Here is a 20,897-nt window from a genome sequence, read left to right as displayed (position 1 = left end):
TATTCAGCATGATCACAATGCGTATCATGCTGAATCCTTAACGCACTAAACCTTGCGGCTGCAAAATGATTAAGCCCGCTCCGCATAAAACCACAAGACCACCTAGAATATCCCAACGTGTCAGCATCACTTGATCAACATAACGCAGCCACAATAAGGCAGTAAAAATATAGATCCCACCATAAGCCGCATAAATACGACCTGATGCTGCAGGGTGCAAAGTCAGCAACCAAACAAAAACCGCTAAGCTTAAAGCAGTCGGAATCCACAACCAATGTGATTTTCCTTGATTCAAAATAAGATAAGGAAAATAACAACCAAGAATTTCAGCAATTGCTGTGACGAAAAATAACCCAAATACTTTAAGTACTTGGGTTATTGAAAAAGACAATTCAAACATTAAGCAGGTTCAGCACTCGGGTTAATATGGTCTTCAAAGACTTCCAACTTCAAGCCAACGTCTTTGCCATTCTCTGTTTTCACAGAAACTGCAACATTACCACCATGCTCAGCAAGTTCACCAAACAGAATCATCTCAGCTAATGGCTTTTTCAAATGCTCTTGGATCAGGCGTTGCATAGGACGAGCACCCATGAGACGGTCATAACCATTGGCTGACAACCAGTCACGAGCACTTTGATCAACATCAAGTACCACTTGTTTCTCATCGAGTTGTGCTTGCAACTCGGTTAAGAATTTGTCTACCACTGAATCGATGATTGTCGTCGGAAGTGCTTTAAATTGAATCACACCATCCAAACGGTTACGGAATTCAGGTGAGAATGCGCGTTTCATTGCATCTTGGTTATCTGCGCTGTGATCTTGTTCAGTGAAACCAATACTTGCACGGACAATACTTTCTGCACCAATATTGGTGGTGAGCACAATAATCACATTTCTGAAATCAGATTTACGACCATTATTGTCAGTCAAAGCACCATGATCCATGACTTGTAATAACAAGTTGAATACATCTGGATGCGCTTTTTCAATCTCATCTAGCAACAATACACAATGCGGATTTTTATGAATCGCATCGGTTAGCAAACCGCCTTGATCATAACCAACATAACCTGGAGGCGCACCAATCAGGCGAGAAACCGCATGACGCTCCATATATTCAGACATATCGAAACGAACCAACTCTACGCCTAGCAATTTAGCCAGTTGTTTAGTAACTTCGGTTTTACCCACACCTGTTGGACCAGCAAAAACAAAACTACCCACTGGTTTATCTGGTGCTTTTAAGCCTGCACGAGATAATTTGATCGCGGATGCAAGTGCTGTAATCGCTTCATCTTGACCAAATACCACACGTTTAAGATCACGCTCTAGATTCTCAAGTACAGACTTGTCATCTTTAGACACAGTTTTCGGCGGAATACGCGCAATCTTAGAAACGATGTCTTCGATATTCTCAACTGAGATGGTTGTGCCATCAACTTCAGCTTTTAGACGACGTTGAGCCCCAGCTTCATCAATGACATCAATTGCTTTATCTGGCAAGAAACGATCATTGATAAATTTAGCTGACAATTCAACTGCAGCAACTAATGCTTTGTCATCGTATTCAACATGATGGAAATCTTCGAACTTGTTTTTCAAGCCACGTAAAATTTCAATCGTTTCATTGATACTTGGCTCGTTCACGTCAATTTTCTGGAAACGACGCGATAAAGCATGGTCTTTCTCGAATACCTGGCGATACTCTTGAAAAGTTGTTGAACCAATGCAACGTAGACTGCCATTGGCCAAAGCAGGTTTAATCAAATTCGATGCATCCATGGTACTACCCATGCTTGAGCCTGCACCAATAATCATATGAATTTCATCAATGAATAAGATCGCATTTGGATTCTTTTTCAAAGCATTTAACAATTGTTTTAAACGCTTCTCAAAGTCACCACGATATTTAGTCCCTGCAACCAAAGCACCAATGTCCAAGCTATAGACTTCAGCATTGGCAAGTGGTTTAGGTGCTTTACCATTGACGATTAACCATGCCAAACCTTCAGCAATCGACGTTTTACCCACACCTGGGTCACCCACTAAAAGTGGATTGTTTTTACGACGACGACATAAAATCTGAGCCGCACGCTCAATTTCTTTTTCACGGCCAATTAAAGGATCTGTTTTACCCTTTTGTGCTTCGATATTTAAGTTCAGTGTATATTGCTCAAGTGGTCCAGCATTTGCTGAAGCAGCACTTTCACCTTCAATATCTTCAACCTCTTCCTCAACTTGAATCTCATCTTTACGTGTGCCATGTGACAGGTATTGAGTCAAAGTTAAACGATTAATTTGATGACGTTTAAGCAAATAAACCGCGAATGAATCTCGCTCTGAATACATCGCGACTAGAACATCTGCACCCTCAACTGTGCGGTCACCACCGCTCGATTGAACATGGAAAATTGCACGTTGCAAAATTCGATCAAAGCTCTCAGTTGGATGAGGGGCCTGTTCACTATTATCACCAAGTTTTGGGGTATGTTGCTCTACATATTCCTCTAGTTCTTTACGCAAAGTAACGATGTCTGCACCACATGCTTTTAATGCATTTACGGCAGAATCATTATCAAGCAAGGCAAGCAACAAATGTTCAACTGTCAGAAACTCATGTCTCTTTTGACGAGCCATGCTAACAGCCAAACGTAACGATACTTCTAATTGACGACTGAGCATGTAACCCCCTTATATCTTGGGCTCTGTCAAAAAAAGAAAATCTTTTAATGAAAAAGCGAATTATTGACTTGATCTGCTGAGCTTCTGTAATCGTGATTGGATATACGTCTACAAGTCTCTTTGCTTCATAATCTACTGTTAGCATTAGTTGACTATCTTGGTCAAGATTCAAAACAAAGTATTGTTGTAAAAATTCAATTACAAAGAGAATTAGACTGATCCAATCGTTCAAAAAGTCAGCGAACTTGTTATTCATTTATGAAACAATATTAAATCTATGAAAAATTGTAATACTGCATGATCTTGCTTAAAGCCTAACAAATCATTCATAAGTTTAATATATTGATACTCAGTATATTGTTTCATGTTTTTAGCACAAAACAAGATATACATTGATATATACATCGAATCGAAAGGCCAGACTTTATACTTTTATGAACAACGTATGTACTATTTCACCCATAGCATATGAGCCACCTCATGGCGCAAGGTCTTGCGCATGAGAAATAACATTCCGCAAGTGCGTTGCTTTTCTTAACGCTTTCACTCACAGCATGGCTGTTCGTCTTGCGCAGCTAAAAAGCGTTGCTTTTCTTAACGCTTTCACTCACAGCATGGCTGTTCGTCTTGCGCAGCTAAAAAGCGTTGCTTTTCTTAACGCTGCTCAGGTTCGATCTGACACAACAACGGATGGCCTTGCGAACGGGCATAATTATTCACTTGATTCGCTTTGGTTTCAGCAATATCACGTGGGTAAATACCAGCAGTACCTTTACCTTCATAATGAACTGTTAACATGACCTGACTGGCCTGATCAAAATCCATAGAAAAGAAACTTTGTAGGACTTCAATCACAAAGTCCATTGGTGTGTAATCATCATTCATAAGCACAACCGCATATAAAGGCGGCCGTTTTAACTCTGGTGGGGCAGTTTGTACAACCACCTCACCTTCATGATCCTCTTGCGAATCACTTAAACGTGGATTTAAGTGCCAATCGACATAACCTGATTGATGAAAAGAGTTTTTCACTTCACTTAAATTCATCTGACGTTTGTATCTTCGCATATTGGGTTCTTAATCTAAAAAATTATTGGGCGTTTGCTTCGGCTTGAGGAATTTCTGACACAAAAGCAGAACCTACATCTACAGGCTTACCACGTTGCCAGCTAAAACGTTTGATTACAGGCGTACCAGATCCTGTTAAACGAACTTCAATGAATTGTGGTGTAAACCCTTTAGGCATTGTCCAACGCCCGGTTAGACGCTCAAAATCATCAAAATTGAAGTTTTTATCTTCTAAAGGCACAACTAAAATTTCAGTATCTTTGATTAAGCGCAATTCAACCGAACCAGAAGCTCGGCGCTTATTTGGACTGACTTGAACAAGATCAATCTGATATTCAAAGGCATTTTCAGGTAAAGATTTAATTGCCATATTTTGAATGGTTAAGCTTACACCACCACGTTGTCTCAAAATATCACGATAAATCGCATTCATCCCCTCAAATTGGGTCTTATCCGCATTGGCTTGATTCACTGCCTTGAATAAGTCATCTGCATTACCCACAGCCATATCACGCTCTTGAACCGCAGCATTCAAACTTTTGCTGACTGAATCCAATGCCGTCTTTTGTTTCTGAACAACGTCTACCAACTGTTCAGCATCTGCATCATAACCAACCACTGTTAAACCTTGACGGTGGCCGACAGTATAACCAAGCAAAAAACTACTACCGATAAGCACAGTAGCACCAATAATCAAAGGTAAATTCGTTTTTAAGAATTTATTTTTTTCAACGGAACTGTCTGGTGAAGTAGTCGGTTCAACGTTTTCCATCATCATCTCTATCGTTATGATCTGCATCAAAGCACACATTAAAATCGAAATTTAAATGTGTGTGAAGTAAAAAAGCGTTTTTTATGGTAATAAACCAATACCTTCCAAGCCTGCAGCCTCATCAAAACCAAACATTAAGTTCATATTTTGAATCGCCTGACCTGCAGCACCTTTGACTAGATTGTCTTGAGCAACCAAGATAATCAGTTTATTCGGTTGTGGGCGGTAGAGCGCAATTCTGAGCTCATTCGCACCACGAACACTACGTGTTTCTGGAGAACTATTTGCAGGCATGACATCAACAAAGCGCTCTTCTTTATAAAAATCTTCGTAAAGTGCTTGTAAGTCAAGCTGCTGACCTTGTTCGGTTAAGTCAACATAAATCGTACTCAGCATGCCACGAATCATCGGCACGAGATGCGGCACAAAAATAAGCTGATCGAACTGTCCTTTCTGCCCCGAAATATTTTCAAGTGCTTCAACAATCTCTGGATGATGACGATGCCCAGCGACGCCATAAGCCTTAAAATTATCAGCATTTTCACTGTATATCATACCGAGACTTGCTTTACGCCCCGCTCCAGACACCCCAGACTTCGCATCTACAATAATACTTTGTGTTTGAATCAGTTGGTCTGCATTTTTAAGTAATGGAGCTAAACCTAATTGCACAGTCGTTGGGTAACAACCTGGATTACCAATCACTTGTGCTTGCTTGATCTTCTCACGATTTAACTCAGTTAAACCATAAACAGAATCTTTTAAGATGGCTGGACAACTATGTTGCATCCCATACCATTTTTCAAACTGAACCAAGTCTTGCAAACGAAAATCAGCTGCAAGATCAATTACTTTTGTACCTGTAGCAATCAATTTTTCAGCATGTTGCATTGCAACACCATGTGGCGTTGCAAAAAACACCACATCACATTGTGCTAATTGATCTAAATCCAAATCAGAAAATTCGAGTGTTGTATGTCCACGTAGACTTGGGAACATATCTGCAACACGCTTTCCTGCTTCTGTACGAGAAGTGAGAATACGAACCTGAACTTGTGAATGTCTTAATAAAAGACGTAATAGCTCAACCCCAGTGTATCCAGTTCCACCAACAATACCAACAGAAATCACGTGTGACACCTCAAGCGTTCAATTAGATAAATAGTATGGCAGTTTGCCCCATTTTACACAATCTTCAAGTGCCTAACATTTAAGAAAATAACAGGACAATCCATCATCCTTATGCAGTGAAAAAACTATAATTGGATACAAATAAACGGATTATATTTGAATTGATTCTACCATTGGTCAAGAAATACTATTGAATCATTTCACTATTCGAATAGAATAAAAAAATTGCGGTAATAATAAATTTCATGGATGCAAAATTTTTTGGAGAGCTGGAATGCCTTCTTTGATGTCAAAACAAAGATTACATCATCATATCTGCTTAGGGCTAAGTACACTTCTACTCAGCTCTGCATTAATTGGCTGTGGAAGCGGTGAAAGTAAAGCAGACATAGAGACCACCCCAACAGTGCAAGAACCGAAGCCAAAGAGTTTCAATATCAAAGCTGCTATTGAGATGCGAGATGTTGTACTAAAAGTATTCGATAATTTTGATAACACACTGGTTCTAGAACAAAACTTAAGTACCACATCAGAGATCAATATCACATTACCCCGGACGCTAGATAAAGAACGTTTATATCGCATAGAAATTTCGACCACCCCTAACTCATCAATTTATGACTTTCAGAACTATCAATATCAAAATGTTTCTATGACTTTGCATAGTTTGATTGAAGTCAATACCAGTAATCTTACACAAACGATTTATATCAATCCTAACTCAGAAGCTATTTATCAACGCGCGTTAGTTCGTTCTGGGGTACTCCCGACAGATATCAATGTTAACCCAACACAAATTAGTGCATTACAATTAAATCTAGCAACCGCCGATGTAAATACAGCACTGACCAGTGCTTTTTATCAGTTGGATATCCCTAATCTAAATCCATCGTATCTTCTCAATGTTCTTTCACCGGTAAATGCAACTTTAAAGTCAAACTTATACATCAATAGTTATCTCAGTTTTGGTTTTATGCAGCAATGGGCCAACTTATACCCTAACAATAACTTCGCTGAATTTACCAAGAACTTAGCCGTTGACTTAAAAGATGGTTATCTTGATGCTAAAAAAATACGTGGGGATCAAAACACTCTTACCTCTTTGGTGATTCCAACACCAGATAATATTGACCCATCTAAAAATAACTTGGTATTTATTGCAGCAAATCAAAAGAACGCAAGAGACACGTTTGCAACCTCGTTAAAACAAGCTGTACTACAGTTAGCAGATACTTTTAACCAAGCTGCATTAAACCCTCAAGCCTATGCCCTGTTACAACAAAAGTCCTATGCTGGAAATGGCCCTACAGGTAATGCAGCAAATGCCTTCCGAGTCATTGGTGCTGGTGATTATCGCCGTGCCGTAGGTTTTTCTGACACGACTGCAACCTGTCACGGCTCTATTTACCCCTGCAAACAAGGCATTACAGGAATTAATATTGTCAACGCAAACTTACCCTCGATTGAATACTTAATTGGAAATTACAAAGACCCAAACAGTAACTGTCAACTCAATATTCGCGGGGATGGAAACTTAGAGCTCATCAAAGATGGAAGAACTTATAGCTCAAAACTAGATGCTGACAGTACTGATAACTTATTGCAGGTAAACAAAGATAATTTCGAATATTTACTTAACAGTAGTTCTGCCGAGCCAAACAATAGCACACTGCAATATACTTTTATCCAAGTGAAAGTAAAAGCAAATCAGGTATTAAGTGCAAGCGCTGGTTTAGATAGTCGCAAAGCACCAGATCAATTGCAAACAACCCAGTTACAGTGCAATTTCTAAGACTTAGACCGTGCAAGCAATGGAACAGTGATGCCATTGCTTGCAAAATCACGCTATTGCAGTATGAAAAATAATCTGAGTATTTGTATTCAATACAACAGACTTTTTTGTTTCATGAAATATGTATTTGCCACCCTGATATTCAATGACCACTGCTATACTCTTATCAAATCTTTTTATTAATCCTGTTTAATGTCTTTAAAGTATCAAATTCCAACTTTACTTGTTTATTCCAGACTCCTCTTGGGTTTTCTCATCGTCATTGTGACCCTGCTACAGCCTCAATTCTTCCCTATTTATACTGTGCTATTTTTAACACTGGGACTTATCAGTGATATCTTTGATGGCATCATTGCAAGACACTTGGGCGTATCCGATGAAAAATTGCGTCGCTTAGACTCCAATATTGATCAAATTTTCTTTATTTGTGCAATTGCATCAATTTACTTACAACAACCTGATTTTTTTAAACAATACATTTGGCCGATTCTGATTCTGATTTTATTTGAAGTGGCGATTTATATGGTTAGCTTGATTAAGTTCCGTAAAGAAGTGGCCACACATAGTATTGGCGCAAAAATTTGGACCTTATTTCTCTTTGCCTTGTTGGTACAAGTGACACTCACAGGCCACAGTCAAATTTTATTCTGGATTATGTTTGGGTTGGGTATTCTGACACGGGTCGAGATCATCGCTATTATTTTGGCACTCAAACAGTGGCAAAATGATGTACCCAGTCTGAAACAAGCATTACGTATCCGTAAAGGCTTAGCCGTCCAAAAAAATCGTCTCTTTAATGGCTAAGCAATACTATTTTTTATAATACCAATTGGGCAATTGCGTCTGTTTCAATTGTTTTCGATGCTCAAGATAGTGGGCATCGTGCTTTTCAACCTCATGCCAAAATGCTGCACTATGATCAAAATGCTTGGTATGTACCAACTCATGGACACAAACAGATCGTACAATGTGCTCAGGCATGAGTACCAATGCGGCATTTAACATGATGTCGTGTTTGGAACTACAACTTCCCCAACGAGTTTTGGGTTTTCGAATACTACATTGCTGATATGGCAAGCTAATTTGTTGACTCACTTGAGCCAAATATTCAGTCAAAAACTGCTTTGCATAGGCCAAAACGGCTGCTTGCAAAGCCTGTTCTGACTGTTCACCTCTTATCCAGATAATGTGTTGATCAAAATCAAATTTAAAAATATGACGTTGCTGTTGCGGAATAATTTGAAATGCTTGTGTATGAAAAAATAAAGTCAGTTGTTCAGGAAATACCGCAACTTGATTAAATTGCTGTTGTTGTTTAGCCCATGTCTCGATTAACCATAGTTCTGATTGATGCAAAAATTGCTGAATCTGTCTTTTACTACAGAATAAAGGAACAGTGAGACGAATACCTGTTGGCTCAACACGCAAGCGCAAATTTCTCGCCCTTGCATGTCGAACAACTTTAATTTCAGGTAACAGCGTTTCTAATGAAACTAATTGCATTATTGTGCTGTACGCTCTTCAATACCATTATCCGTGGCAACAACCGCGATCGTTGCTGGATTCAAGGCAAAAATACCATTGGTCACTACACCAGGAATATTATTCAGTGTTCTCTCCAATTCAAGTGCATTTAAAATATTCAGATTAAAAACATCTAAAATGACATTACCGTTGTCCGTTACTACGCCTTCACGGTAAACAGGATCACCCCCTAAAGCAACAATCTTACGAGCAACTGCAGAACGCGCCATTGGAATGACCTCAACAGGAAGCGGAAAATCACGCCCTAATTGATCCACCCATTTTGAGTCATCCACGATACATACAAATTTCTTTGCAATAGACGCCACAATTTTTTCACGGGTTAATGCAGCACCACCACCTTTGATCATATGCATATGGCGGTCAATTTCATCAGCGCCATCCACGTAGGCATCTAACCCACCCACTGAGTTCATATCAACCACTTCAATCCCGAGCTTTTGTAAACGCTCTGCGGTTGCATTTGAACTTGCGACTGCTGCTTCTAATTGCAATTCAGGTAATAAATCAATTAAAAAATTAACGGTACTTCCTGTTCCTACGCCCAAAATGCCGCCTTTAGGCAAATGTTTCAAAGCTGCTTTGGCCGCAGCTTGTTTCTTTTCATCTTGGCTTGCATATAGACTCATGACTTCACTCAACTATTTTGACATTTGCTGCAAGAAAACAGCGCAAATGCACAGGGGTTTGCTACAATGATTGCCTATTTTAAACTGTTATAGGGAAGATGAACATGCTGTCTCGTGTGGTACGACAAATTTTACAAGCAACGGTTTACGATGTTGCGATTGAAACACCGCTTGAAGCAGCTCCACGAATTAGTCAAAAAATTAATAATAACATTCGATTTAAACGTGAAGATTTACAACCTGTTTTCTCTTTTAAGCTACGCGGTGCTTATAACCGTATTAGCCAACTTCCGAAAGACCAACTTGATCGTGGTGTAATTTGCGCATCTGCCGGCAACCATGCCCAAGGCGTTGCGCTATCTGGAAAAAAATTAGGCATTCATGCCATTATCGTTATGCCAAGCACCACGCCAGATATTAAAGTACAGGCCGTGAAAAGCTTGGGTGGTCAAGTTGTACTCCATGGCGATAGCTTCGACGTTGCCAACAAATACGCAAAACAACGTGCCGAAGATGAAGGCTTAGTGTTTATTCCCCCTTATGACGATGAACTGGTGATTGCGGGTCAAGGTACCATTGCCAATGAATTATTACGTCAGTGGCGTGATGTTGAATATGTCTTTGTAGCTGTCGGCGGCGGCGGGCTTATTGCAGGTGTTGCAGCTTATTTAGGTGAAGTTGCACCACACGTTAAAGTGATTGGTGTTGAATATGAAGAATCAGCTTGCTTAAAAGCTGCACTCGAAACCAATGAGCGCGTAGTGCTACCGCATGTCGGTTTGTTTGCTGATGGCACAGCGGTGGCACAAATTGGTGAATTACCATTCGAGATTATCCGTCTACGCAAATCAGACAACTCAGGTCCAATTGTTGACCCTGATATTGTCACTGTAAATACTGATGAAATCTGTGCAGCAATCAAAGATACCTTTGATGAAAACCGCAGCATTGTTGAACCATCAGGTGCAATGGCCTTAGCGGGTATCAAAAAGTATGTGGCAGAACACCAATTAACTGGCAAGAACATGGTCTCGATCGTGTGTGGTGCCAACATGAACTTTGACCGTTTACGCTATATTGCTGAACGTACTGAATTAGGTGAACGTCGTGAAGCTATTTATGCAGTGACGATTCCTGAGCAAAAAGGCGCGTTCCTGAACTTCTGTCGTGCGCTACAAGGTCGTAATATTACTGAATTTAACTACCGTGCCAGCGCAAGTAAACTGGCTCAGGTCTTTGTGGGTATCAGTTTAAAAGGTGGTGAAACAGAGCGCCATGAAATTCATGAGATGCTAAAACAACAGTATGAAGTCGATGACCTGTCTGACGATGAGGTGGCTAAACTGCATATTCGTTATCTGATCGGTGGTCATGCCAATATTGAAAATGAGCGCTTGTTCCGCGTTGAGTTTCCTGAGCGTCCAGGTGCATTACTCACTTTCTTGGAGCGTTTAGGACCAACCCACAATATCACCCTATTCCATTATCGTAACCATGGTGCAGCAGAAGGCCGTGTTCTTGTTGGTCTAGAAGCAACTGATGCAAAACAAAATCCAGATGGGTTGATCGAAACATTAGAGAAAATTACTTATCCTTATGCTGAGATCAGTGACAATACAGGTTACAAACGTTTCCTTAAATAAACCGTCTCATTACTTAAAGCCGACCTCATGTCGGCTTTATTTTTATCTGATGATTTTGATCTTTTATCTGATGATTTTGATCTTTTATCTGTGATCGCAAACAAAATCATTACACATCGAAAAGCATTCCATTTTAAAATGGATAAAAAGACATTTTTATCATTTAGTTAAGGACAGTTATGGCACAGTTTGCAGTCATCGGGTTAGGGAGTTTTGGGGCAACTGTTGCATTAGAACTGACCAAACTTAATCATGATGTCATTGGTATTGATACCATCAAACGCAATGTTGAAAGTCTTGCTGACCGGATTACCCATGCGGTGATTGCAGATGCTACCGATGAACATGTTTTAGAAGAACTCAATATCCAGAATTGTGATGCAGTGGTCGTGGCTATTGGTGAAGATATTGAAGCCAGTATTCTCTGTGTTTTAAATCTAAAAAACCTTGGTGTGGAAAAAATCTTGGTTAAAGCCAAAACCAAAGCACATCACACTATTCTGTCCCATTTAAATGTTAGTAAAATTATTCATCCTGAAGAGGATATGGGGGTTCGCGTTGCCCAAGCCCTCAATTATCCGATGGTCAGTCGCTATATGGCATTGGATGATGATCACTACATTGTAAAAGTTCCAGTCAATGAAAATCTCAATAATGTGAATTTATCTGGGATCTTAAAACAAGAACCCAATATCAAATTACTTTTATTAAAACGAGATCAGCAAATTCTCTATGAAACAGATGCCAATTTCACGCTAAAAACGGATGATGTTCTGATTCTAGAAGGCTCTCTCAGTCATCTTAGAAAACTTTCAGGATGTTTCGCATAATATGGCACTCAAAATAAACTCCCAGAAGATTTTTAACCTCAGTCCACCCTCTTTACTGGCAATTGGATTTCTCAGTTTTATTATTATTGGCACAATATTACTGAAACTGCCGATTGCCAATAAAGGCAATGTCAGCTGGATGGATGCCTTATTTACAGCCACCTCCGCTGTGACCATTACAGGCTTATCGGTGGTCAATCTGAATGACTCTTTTAATCATCTCGGACAGTTTATTATTCTTTTACTGATTCAATCTGGCGGCCTAGGTTTCATGACCTTTGCCATTTTGGCGGCATTGAGTCTTGCACCCAAGCTCGGTTTAAAACAACAGATGATGGCACAGGATAGTTTAGGTCAAACCAGCCTATCCAAAGTCACATTTGTTGCCAAGGGTGTTGTCATGTACACCTTGCTTTTTGAGCTGATTGGCGTGATTATCCTAACGGCCTCCTTCGCCCCTACGTATGGTTTTGCCAGGGGACTGTATTATGCGGTTTTCTATAGTGTTTCGGCCTTCAACAATGCTGGTTTTTCCCTATTTGATAACAGTCTGATTAACTTTCAAAGCCATTATTTGATTTGTCTCACTATCAGTATTTTATATACCTTGGGTGGCATCGGCTTTTTGGTGTTAATTGATGTGAAACAGAATAAACGCTGGAGCAAGTTAACAGCAAACAGTAAATTGATCCTCAGCACCATCGCCATATTAAACCTTGTTGCCTTCGTGCTGATCTGGCTTTTGGAATCCAACAATCCACTTACCCTTGGCTCAATGAGTTTGGGTGAACAAGCCATGAACGCATGGTTTCAAGCCACCGTCCCGCGTTCTTCAGGCTTTAATACCATTGACACCGGCTCGATGGAACATAGTACGGCTTTACTGACCATGTTACTTATGTTTATTGGGGGTGGTTCGCTCAGTACAGCTGGCGGCATAAAAGTCGGCACTTTTGTGATTTTATTGCTCTGCGTGATTTCATTTTTAAGACGTAATGAAGAAATCCGTATTTTTAACCATTCAGTGTCACAAGAAACCACCTATAAAGCACTTGCTGTAACCGCGATTACAGGCATGTTGGTCTTTGTCGGCTGCTTTATTATTTTCTTGCTTGAACCGAAATTAGATGTACTCGACTTAATGTTTGAAGTGGTCTCTGCCGCATGCACAGTAGGACTCTCGAGAGGTGTGACAGGAGAGTTACATGACGGCAGTTTATTCGTCCTAAGCCTGCTGATGTTTACAGGACGGCTTGGGCCTTTAACACTGGCCTATCTGATTGCAACACCGAAGAAGAGCCGCTTAAAACATGCCAATGCCAATATTCAGATTGGGTAATGCTCTAAAGGCTGCTCAATCACAATTACTTGCTGACAGATCCCGTCAGCTTGGCGTTGTTGCTCAAAGACAGCTTTAGACATCACATCAAAATGATCACAGAAACTAATTTCTTGCGGGTCGATGGAGTAAACCAAGGATTGGTTTCCCGTCCCTTGTAATGTGTCATAAAACACAATGACAAAGTTACCTTGTTCAAAGGCGCGTTGAATCTCTGAATATGTTAAAGCAGCTTGAATTGGAATCTGGAGATTTTGTGCCTCCAGATAACTTTGCTGCTCTTTTGCCTCAATATTTGGATCAGGCGCCGTATAGAACGACACTGCAAAACCTAATTTCTTCATCGCCACAGCCAAAGCGATGGTATATGTCCCATCTTCTTGGTCATGTCCAGACAAGCGAATTAGATCAGCAATATCAACATGGGTATGATATTGCTTCACAATTAACCAGAGTGCAAAGACGCCACCATTTGCTTCAAGCTGCAATAGAGATTCTGGAATATTTAAACTCATTTAGTACCAGTTCATTAAAGATACACCCAAGCCGACATAGGTTGCTCGGTGGTTATAATCAATCAAGCTCTCGCCATAGCCATCAAATACTTGAAAATGACCACGTAATTTATCTTTAATTGGGAAAGCCCAGTCAAACTGAACCGCACCATGCGAACGATCACCACCTTTCAATGAATGACGTAACATTAAGGAAAAATCATTATTCCCTTTGCGGTAAAACGCAGTTAAATCACCACGACCAATATAATCCTTAATGTCTGGGTTATTGTCATCTTTGGCATCTTCTTCTACTCGATACCAAGGACGTAACATGAGTGCGAAGTTATCTTTTTCAAAACCAAGATTAAAGATCACACGGTTCCAGCTACGAGATAACGGATCTGAACGACCATTGGATTGGTGGTTCAAAGTCACCCCAAGCAGACGTGCATTTAGACCTAAAATTTCATAATTGGTTCTAAACATCAAACTTGCTTCTGGTTCATAATTGGTCTCACGGAATGGTCGTGATTCTTCAGAGTTATAAACCTGCCAACGTGAGGACTGGGTATAGCCCAACCAGAGATCGCCATTATTACCAAAAATGTTTTCCCAAGCTTTGGTCTTAAATGAAAGCTGGAACTTTGCTTCGCTCGACGTTAACTCTTGCTTATCTTTAACCGTATTTTCAGGATTTGGACTGCTTGGAAACTCATTTTTATCACTAGTCCAAAATACGGGAAGTAAATAAACGGGTTGATAAGCACGGATATTCCATACCCCCAACTTACTCTCTTCTGAAAGCTCCCAGCGACGATCAAGTAACGAGACATTTGGATCAAATTTTGGTGCAGCCCCCAAAATATGCAAATCACTGACCTTTTGCACCACTTTATCTTTCAAAGATTCAGGTTCAGCTTTTTCATTGGATTCAACCACCGGCGTAGCTGCTGCAAGTATCGGTGCTGCATCTGTCTGAGCTTGTGTTGGAATAATGGTCGGCGCTTTAAACAGGCGATCATAACATGCTAAACGTTCAGCATTTGCAGCCAAAGCCACACAGGCATCAACGGTCGCGGGGCTTGTAGGTGCTGTTGATTCAGCATGTGACAACGAGGTCGCTAAAGAGCCAAGTATCGCAAGGACACTCAGCTCCAAATGACTACGTTCAAAAGATTTGAACGCCATAGATTTCTCCGATTTTTATTTTATTAATTAACCTGCTGGATATTAAATCCAAGTTTCTGCAATTCTTCACGTTTCGCAAATGGCGCAACCACGGCTTTCACAGGTTTTTGAGCCAATAGATATTGCTTCGCCACACGCTGTAAATCATCCAAGTTCACGTTCAGTAAACGCTCACGTAAGATTTTGCGGAATTTTGGCGTACGTGCATGCAATAAAGCATAACATGCCGTAATTGCTTCCCCAGCTGGTGAACCTGGCTTGTCCATACTTGCAACCAACCCAAGAATTGCTTCCTCGAGTTGATGTGGTTGTTGTTCTGTATTAAGCAACCATTGCACACTGGCTTCAAAATCATTAAACGTTTCTGCTAAACGCGGATCGCGGTAGCTATAGAAACGGAATGAGCAGGCATTGCCATCATAACTTGCACCACCCCCATACGCACCACCTTTTTCACGAATGGCACTATGCAAGAAACCATTGCGTAAATAAGCAGCCAATACCATCAATGGTGCTGCATCAGGATGTGCGACATCCACAGCCTGATAAGCTGAGGCACAAAATTGAACATTGGCTTGAATCAACCATGCTTCATCATCTGAAGTATTGACCTGTTCTACTTGCGTCAAAGTGACAGCTGCTTGATCAACGGCGAGCTTATCCCAAACGTTTTGCACTTCTTCAACCAAACGATCCGATTGATGCTCTTCACAGACCAACAAGAATTGTTTTGGTGCCTGCATTAACTTGCGGTGAATTGCTTGTAACTCAGCAATTAGGGCTTGATAAGCACTGTCATCCTGATCAATTTTCGTAACGAGCTCACTAAGCCAATTTAATGCGCCTAAACCGGTATTATGATAATCACGGCGAGCTAGTGCACTCATTTGTCGAGATGCAGCTTGCATCGCATAACTATGACCAGAGCCAGACAAACGTGACTGCCAACGGGTCTTACGTTGCTGTAATAACTCGATAATGCGATCTTTCTCATCAAAACGGAGTTGTTCAAAAGCAAGTTTAAGCAGCTGAATTGCATCCAACTTTTGGGTTAATGACTTGGTGGTTAAAGTTAACCACGCACTAATGCGGTCTTTATCATCCACTTTACTGCGTAAAGATGCCCCCATACCAAGACCGCCACTGACCGCAGTTTGGATTTGCTGCAATTCGAGATAATCATACTCGCCCGCACCCACTTCACCCATCAGAATTGAGAGTAAATTAAAGTAAGGTGATTGTACGATCTCATCAGGAATCTGAATCAGCACTTGTTGATAGTAAATACCATTGGTGCCCGCATGATAAAGATTCAACGGCGTATCTAGCCCATTGCAAATAATCTCGCGTAATTGCCCTTGTACAATCTGTAATTCTGCTGGCACATCTTCCAAGCCCACTTTAGGCAACAATTCGAGATTATCTGGTGTATCTTGACGCTTTTTCAGTGCTTCTGTTTTTTCCTGAATTTCAACTTTCTGTTCGTCAGTTAAATTTGCAGTAATCTCAGCCAAACGCGCTTGTTCTGCTTGCTGTTCTTTCACAGATTTAGTTGCATCAGGAACTAAAGTCATTTGCACCCGATGTGGATTATCCAATAAATGGGTTTGAATCAGATTCGACAACCACATTGGATCTTTGAGTTCTTCTTTGACTTGCTCGATCGCTGAATCTACATCCCAAACATGAATAGGGTCATTGTGGTGAATCGCGCTACCTAAACCATTCAAGATCAAGCTCAAGCCATACGGTGTGCCATCACCATTGATTTCACGCTGATGCAATTCAATCTGATGCAGGATCGCATCCACCAAATCTGTATCAACAGGTTGAGAGGCAACCTCTTTTAGTACATCTAAAACACCTGTTTTAAATGTTTCTGCATGTTCAGCATTTGAACCTTGCACACCACAGTAGAAGGTCATTTCAAAGTTACTATCATCCACCCCCATGAGTGGGCCTGTTGATTGTGCATAGCCACAGGTTTCTAAATACTGACGCAAAGGAGAAGCAGAATTTTCCAATAAAATCCCTTCAACCAAACGCATCCCCAAACGTAGTTTGATATCGCTGGTTTCAGGTAATAACCATGACATTACATGATAAGTTTTATCTTTTAGATCTTCACTATCGACTGCATAGCTTTCAGTCACCTCCACAGGTGCAGTCAAACGTTTCTCTGGCGTTGAATACAGGGTAGTACCTTGTGAGAATTTATGCAGTGCTAGTTTCTCAAATTGCTCTTGTAGATCATAAGCACTTTGGTTACCGAATGTCATAAATACAGCATTACTCGGGTGATAATGCGTTTTATAGAAATCGACTAATTGCTCATAACTCAAATCAGGAATATCTTTTGGATCACCACCAGAATTATAGTGATAGGTTGTTTCTGGGAATAAATGATAGGCCAACTGATGGTAAAGCTGGTCTGAAGGCGAACTCATTGCACCCTTCATTTCATTGAAAACTACGCCTTTATATACCGCTTGATCATTTTCCAGTTCAATGCGAATCCCTTCTTGTGCAAAATCTAAAGGATTTAAATTGGCAGCAAAGGCAGCATCTAAATACACCGACAATAAGTTTTGAAAGTCTTTTTTATTCTGTGTTGCAAAAGGATAAGCTGTCCAATCCGCTGCTGTGAATGCATTCATAAATGTATTCAACGAGCGGCGGATCATCAAAAAGAACGGATCACGTACTGGGAACTTTTCAGAACCACAGAGTGCTGTATGTTCTAAAATATGTGCCGTTCCTTTTGAGTCCATCGGTTGAGTTCGGAATGCCACCAAGAATACATTTTCGTCATGGCTAGTGGCTAAATGGTAGTGAACTGCACCAGTCACTTTGTGCTTATATTCTGAAACTTGAATATCGAGTGCTTCTACATGGTGTTGACGTAATAGCTGAAACGCGGGATGTGTGGTTTGAGTAATGCTTTCAGTAACATCTACAGTCATGTGATCTCCAATTTATCTCTATTAAATTCATTACAATTGATTATAGAGAGTCTACCGAAGAATACGTATCGATATCCATGTAAATTACTCTATTTTTGTAGAAAAATGCAGCGGCTAAGCCAAAATAGCGTTTCAGAAAATTTTATAGAAATTACTGTGCGCTGACACCATAGGCTGATACCCCATTGTTTGATAAAAATGAGCCGCCTGCATTGTGTCTGTGAATAGCTCAAGCCGATCAAAGTAGATTTGTGCATATTGTTCAATACAATACAGCAAATAAGTCCCGACCCTATTACGACGGTACATTGGATGGATATAGAAATGACGTAAGCGCCCAACTCTCTTCGATTCGGCAAACGGATCTTGATTCAAACCACCCACAGCAATCAAACCATTATGTTGAGCATATACAACAAAAAGTGCTTCCCCAATCTGATCAAAACAATTCTCACCTGATTGAAAATCTTGTTTTAATCGCTTTAAGAAGCGAAACCCCTCACATTCTGAATATTGAATTAGCTCATCAATTTGCGCAGGCAATTCCAAGCTTCTTTCGATTCTAAATGAATCTTGCCCCACCTTAATTATCCTCATTTCTTTACAACCCAACACTTTGCTGAATTTTTTTCAACAAACTACTGTAATCCGTAGCATTCGTGTAAACTTTGCTTTTTGATTTTTACTGTGATGACAAACATGGCAACTGTTGATCTTTTTGCAATTGGTAATGCACTCATTGACCAAGAATTTAAGGTTTCAAATGAGTTTTTAACGCAACATGCGTTGCAAAAAGGCACAATGCAGTTGGCCGATGGTGAAACACAGGCAAATTTATATCAAAAATTACAAGATACTCAAAGCTACAAGGGCCAAGCCAGTGGTGGTTCAGCAGCGAATACAACCGTTGCATTTAGTGCCTTAGGTGGTACTGCATTTTATGGTTGTCGCGTGGGCAATGATGAACTCGGTACAATTTACTTAGATGGCTTAAACGAAGCAGGCATCAAAACCACAACGCAATCGATTAGTGAAGGTGTAACAGGCACCTGTATGGTTCTGATCAGCCCAGATTCAGAACGTACCATGCAAACTTATCTCGGTATTACCGCTGAATTATCAACTGAACAAATCGACCTTGCACCACTTAACACTGCAAAATGGCTGTATATCGAAGGTTACTTATCAACCAGTGATACCGCTCGCGTTGCAGTTAAACAGGCACGTGAACTGGCGAAAGCACAGGGTGTTAAAATTGCCTTGTCGCTGTCTGACCCTGCAATGGTGCAATACGCACGTCAAGGTCTAGAAGAACTATTAGATGATGGTGTGGACTTATTGTTTTGTAATGAACAAGAAGCACTAATGTTTACAGAAACTGATAACCTTGAAGCGGCGATTGAAAGCCTAAGCTTTAAAAACAAACAGGTGGTGATCACCCAAGGCGCCAAAGGTGCTGTGATTGTAGATGGTGCACACCACTTCCATGTGAATGGCCGTGCTGTTGAAGCTGTGGATACCAATGGTGCCGGTGATGCATTTTCAGGTGCATTTTTATATGCAATTAATGCAGGTTTGAGCTTGGAAGCTGCAGCGCAACTTGCTATTTTGATCTCAAGTGAAGTCGTTGCGCAATTCGGCCCACGTTTAAGTGTCGAAAACTACGCTAAACTCTTCGAACAATTTCAAAAAGCTCAACAGGAATGTGCATAACATGGAAAAGATTTGCATGACTGAGGAAGTTCCTGAGCGTGAGTCTCGTGCATACGACACCATGAAAGGAACCACGATTTTTATTACTCAAAAAGACGGCAGCTTCTATGCCTATCAAAATGTTTGCCCACATTTACAAACTGAACTTGAGTATTTAGAGAATCAATTCTTAGATCAAGATAAAGAATACATTCAGTGCTCTACGCACGGTGCACTTTTTTCAGTCGAAACAGGCGAATGTATTTCTGGGCCGTGTTTGGGTGATTTCCTTGAAAAAGTAAATTTGGAAGTCCACTCAGATGGTGGTATCTATATTGATTAAGCCCTAAATCATGAATGCTGCGATGACTGAGTTTTTCCTCAATTACTACCTAATGCCATTTCATATGAGCGTTGTGGCTTTAATTGTGCTCAGCATTGCAGAAACCATCGGGATTGTAATTGGCTTACGACCGAGTCAATTGGTTCAAAAGCTCACCCCGGATTGGTTACTGAATTCGCCCCTACTCGATGTGAAATTTTCCAAATATCTGATCTTTGTTTTTTTACTGATCAATTTTAGTTTTGCAGGTTATTTCCTAGAACTCTCCTTCTTTGCTTTACAACACTATTTCATTTCACCTTATTATTTATTTGTTCCTGCTTTAGTCATTGATATTTTCTTTACTGTATTTATGATTCATTGCTTGGACCAAGTCATCAAACCGAAGGTGATCCATACCCATACCAATTTAGTCGGACGTTTAGCCACGATTTCAACGGGCAATGCACGTCCTGGCTTTTCTGCCCAAGCACGTGTCCGTGATGAATTTGGTCAGTTGTATTATGTACAGGTCGAACCTGAATACGGCGAACTCGAATTACAATCACAAGTGTTGTTGATTAGTCAAAAATCGAACTCACATTATCTCGCCAAAAAAATCTCACTTTCCAATAATCTGTTTACACCAGACTAAGTTTTCATCCTCCAAAAAACGCCTTTCTGTATAAAATCCCAACAATTTACACTTTGTTACAAATATATAGCGCAAAAGTTTTAAATTTAGCTCTTCCCTTCTTGTTGTTTTCATGATCTCACTGGCACAAAAAATACAACAGTGAT

Annotated in this window: 20 protein-coding genes; 8 read left to right on the top strand and 12 right to left on the bottom strand. The window is 40.4% G+C overall.

The window, feature by feature from the left end; genetic code table 11:
• Positions 1-37: 37 nt before the first annotated feature.
• The 6 genes from V6E90_RS06140 to argC all read right to left on the bottom strand — a co-directional run bounded on the left by V6E90_RS06140 (position 38) and on the right by argC (position 5,656).
• Entirely contained in the window at positions 38-400 is a 363-nt protein-coding gene (locus V6E90_RS06140; protein ID WP_005204046.1) for a YnfA family protein, read from the bottom strand.
• Entirely contained in the window at positions 400-2,685 is a 2,286-nt protein-coding gene (clpA, locus tag V6E90_RS06135; protein ID WP_004806787.1) for an ATP-dependent Clp protease ATP-binding subunit ClpA, read from the bottom strand. Before clpA ends, V6E90_RS06140 begins: the two co-directional genes overlap by 1 nt.
• Positions 2,642-2,941 (bottom strand): ATP-dependent Clp protease adaptor ClpS, encoded by a 300-nt coding sequence (locus tag V6E90_RS06130; RefSeq protein ID WP_065342102.1) that lies wholly within the window; start codon positions 2,939-2,941, stop codon positions 2,642-2,644. The genes clpA and V6E90_RS06130 overlap by 44 nt, the downstream gene beginning before the upstream one ends.
• 398 nt (positions 2,942-3,339) lie before the next feature.
• A complete protein-coding gene (gene clpS / locus V6E90_RS06125) occupies positions 3,340-3,753 on the bottom strand; it encodes an ATP-dependent Clp protease adapter ClpS (RefSeq protein ID WP_171068280.1) in 414 nt (137 codons plus the stop codon).
• Between the two features lie 22 nt (positions 3,754-3,775).
• Positions 3,776-4,525, bottom strand: coding sequence for a DUF6776 family protein (locus tag V6E90_RS06120; protein WP_004653740.1), 750 nt, complete (start codon positions 4,523-4,525; stop codon positions 3,776-3,778).
• Between the two features lie 81 nt (positions 4,526-4,606).
• Complete coding sequence (gene argC, locus V6E90_RS06115) at positions 4,607-5,656, bottom strand: N-acetyl-gamma-glutamyl-phosphate reductase (protein WP_023269623.1); 1,050 nt, start codon at positions 5,654-5,656, stop codon at positions 4,607-4,609.
• A gap of 274 nt (positions 5,657-5,930) precedes the next feature.
• Between argC and V6E90_RS06110 the strand changes: the two genes are divergently transcribed.
• Entirely contained in the window at positions 5,931-7,448 is a 1,518-nt protein-coding gene (locus V6E90_RS06110) for a hypothetical protein (protein ID WP_332604809.1), read from the top strand.
• Positions 7,449-7,640: 192 nt separating this feature from the next.
• Positions 7,641-8,252: a CDP-alcohol phosphatidyltransferase family protein gene (locus V6E90_RS06105; protein ID WP_332604808.1), complete on the top strand. Its 612-nt coding sequence runs from the start codon at positions 7,641-7,643 to the stop codon at positions 8,250-8,252.
• A gap of 6 nt (positions 8,253-8,258) precedes the next feature.
• Here V6E90_RS06105 and V6E90_RS06100 read toward each other — a convergent pair whose 3' ends face one another.
• Both V6E90_RS06100 and rpiA read right to left on the bottom strand, forming a co-directional pair.
• Positions 8,259-8,951 (bottom strand): M48 family metallopeptidase, encoded by a 693-nt coding sequence (locus V6E90_RS06100; protein ID WP_332604807.1) that lies wholly within the window; start codon positions 8,949-8,951, stop codon positions 8,259-8,261.
• Positions 8,951-9,622, bottom strand: coding sequence for a ribose-5-phosphate isomerase RpiA (gene rpiA / locus V6E90_RS06095; RefSeq protein ID WP_016539956.1), 672 nt, complete (start codon positions 9,620-9,622; stop codon positions 8,951-8,953). The genes V6E90_RS06100 and rpiA overlap by 1 nt, the downstream gene beginning before the upstream one ends.
• A gap of 98 nt (positions 9,623-9,720) precedes the next feature.
• Between rpiA and ilvA the strand changes: the two genes are divergently transcribed.
• The 3 genes from ilvA to V6E90_RS06080 all read left to right on the top strand — a co-directional run bounded on the left by ilvA (position 9,721) and on the right by V6E90_RS06080 (position 13,434).
• Positions 9,721-11,265 (top strand): threonine ammonia-lyase, biosynthetic, encoded by a 1,545-nt coding sequence (ilvA, locus tag V6E90_RS06090; RefSeq protein WP_171068279.1) that lies wholly within the window; start codon positions 9,721-9,723, stop codon positions 11,263-11,265.
• A 179-nt stretch (positions 11,266-11,444) separates the two neighbouring features.
• Positions 11,445-12,095, top strand: coding sequence for a potassium channel family protein (locus V6E90_RS06085; protein ID WP_016539953.1), 651 nt, complete (start codon positions 11,445-11,447; stop codon positions 12,093-12,095).
• 1 nt (position 12,096) lies between these two features.
• Entirely contained in the window at positions 12,097-13,434 is a 1,338-nt protein-coding gene (locus V6E90_RS06080) for a TrkH family potassium uptake protein (protein WP_332604806.1), read from the top strand.
• On the opposite strand, the gene V6E90_RS06075 is transcribed toward V6E90_RS06080, so the two are convergent.
• The 4 genes from V6E90_RS06075 to V6E90_RS06060 all read right to left on the bottom strand — a co-directional run bounded on the left by V6E90_RS06075 (position 13,422) and on the right by V6E90_RS06060 (position 18,664).
• Positions 13,422-13,949, bottom strand: coding sequence for a peptidase C39 (locus tag V6E90_RS06075; protein ID WP_262758664.1), 528 nt, complete (start codon positions 13,947-13,949; stop codon positions 13,422-13,424). The two genes, V6E90_RS06080 and V6E90_RS06075, sit on opposite strands and share 13 nt — an antisense overlap.
• Positions 13,950-15,119: a phospholipase A gene (locus tag V6E90_RS06070; RefSeq protein WP_262758665.1), complete on the bottom strand. Its 1,170-nt coding sequence runs from the start codon at positions 15,117-15,119 to the stop codon at positions 13,950-13,952. It lies immediately after the preceding gene.
• A 23-nt stretch (positions 15,120-15,142) separates the two neighbouring features.
• Complete coding sequence (locus tag V6E90_RS06065; RefSeq protein ID WP_332604805.1) at positions 15,143-18,082, bottom strand: insulinase family protein; 2,940 nt, start codon at positions 18,080-18,082, stop codon at positions 15,143-15,145.
• 132 nt (positions 18,083-18,214) lie between these two features.
• On the bottom strand, positions 18,215-18,664 hold the full coding sequence (locus V6E90_RS06060; RefSeq protein WP_332604804.1) for a GNAT family N-acetyltransferase: 450 nt from the start codon (positions 18,662-18,664) through the stop codon (positions 18,215-18,217).
• Positions 18,665-18,781: 117 nt separating this feature from the next.
• On the opposite strand from V6E90_RS06060, the gene V6E90_RS06055 reads away from it, so the two are divergent.
• The 3 genes from V6E90_RS06055 to V6E90_RS06045 are packed head-to-tail and all read left to right on the top strand — an operon-like array spanning position 18,782 to position 20,751.
• Positions 18,782-19,795, top strand: coding sequence for an adenosine kinase (locus tag V6E90_RS06055; RefSeq protein ID WP_332604803.1), 1,014 nt, complete (start codon positions 18,782-18,784; stop codon positions 19,793-19,795).
• Between the two features lie 16 nt (positions 19,796-19,811).
• Complete coding sequence (locus tag V6E90_RS06050) at positions 19,812-20,117, top strand: Rieske (2Fe-2S) protein (protein WP_141669874.1); 306 nt, start codon at positions 19,812-19,814, stop codon at positions 20,115-20,117.
• Positions 20,118-20,139: 22 nt separating this feature from the next.
• Positions 20,140-20,751, top strand: a complete 612-nt coding sequence (locus V6E90_RS06045) for an OB-fold-containig protein (protein WP_171257927.1) — start codon at positions 20,140-20,142, stop codon at positions 20,749-20,751.
• The last annotated feature ends 146 nt before the right edge of the window (positions 20,752-20,897 follow it).

Origin of the sequence: Acinetobacter sp. ESBL14 (assembly GCF_036668815.1) — a bacterium.
Classification (GTDB): Bacteria; Pseudomonadota; Gammaproteobacteria; order Pseudomonadales; family Moraxellaceae; genus Acinetobacter; species Acinetobacter gyllenbergii.
The sequence above is the reverse complement of the archived record's forward strand: the minus strand, read 5'-3'. Positions and strand labels throughout refer to the sequence as shown.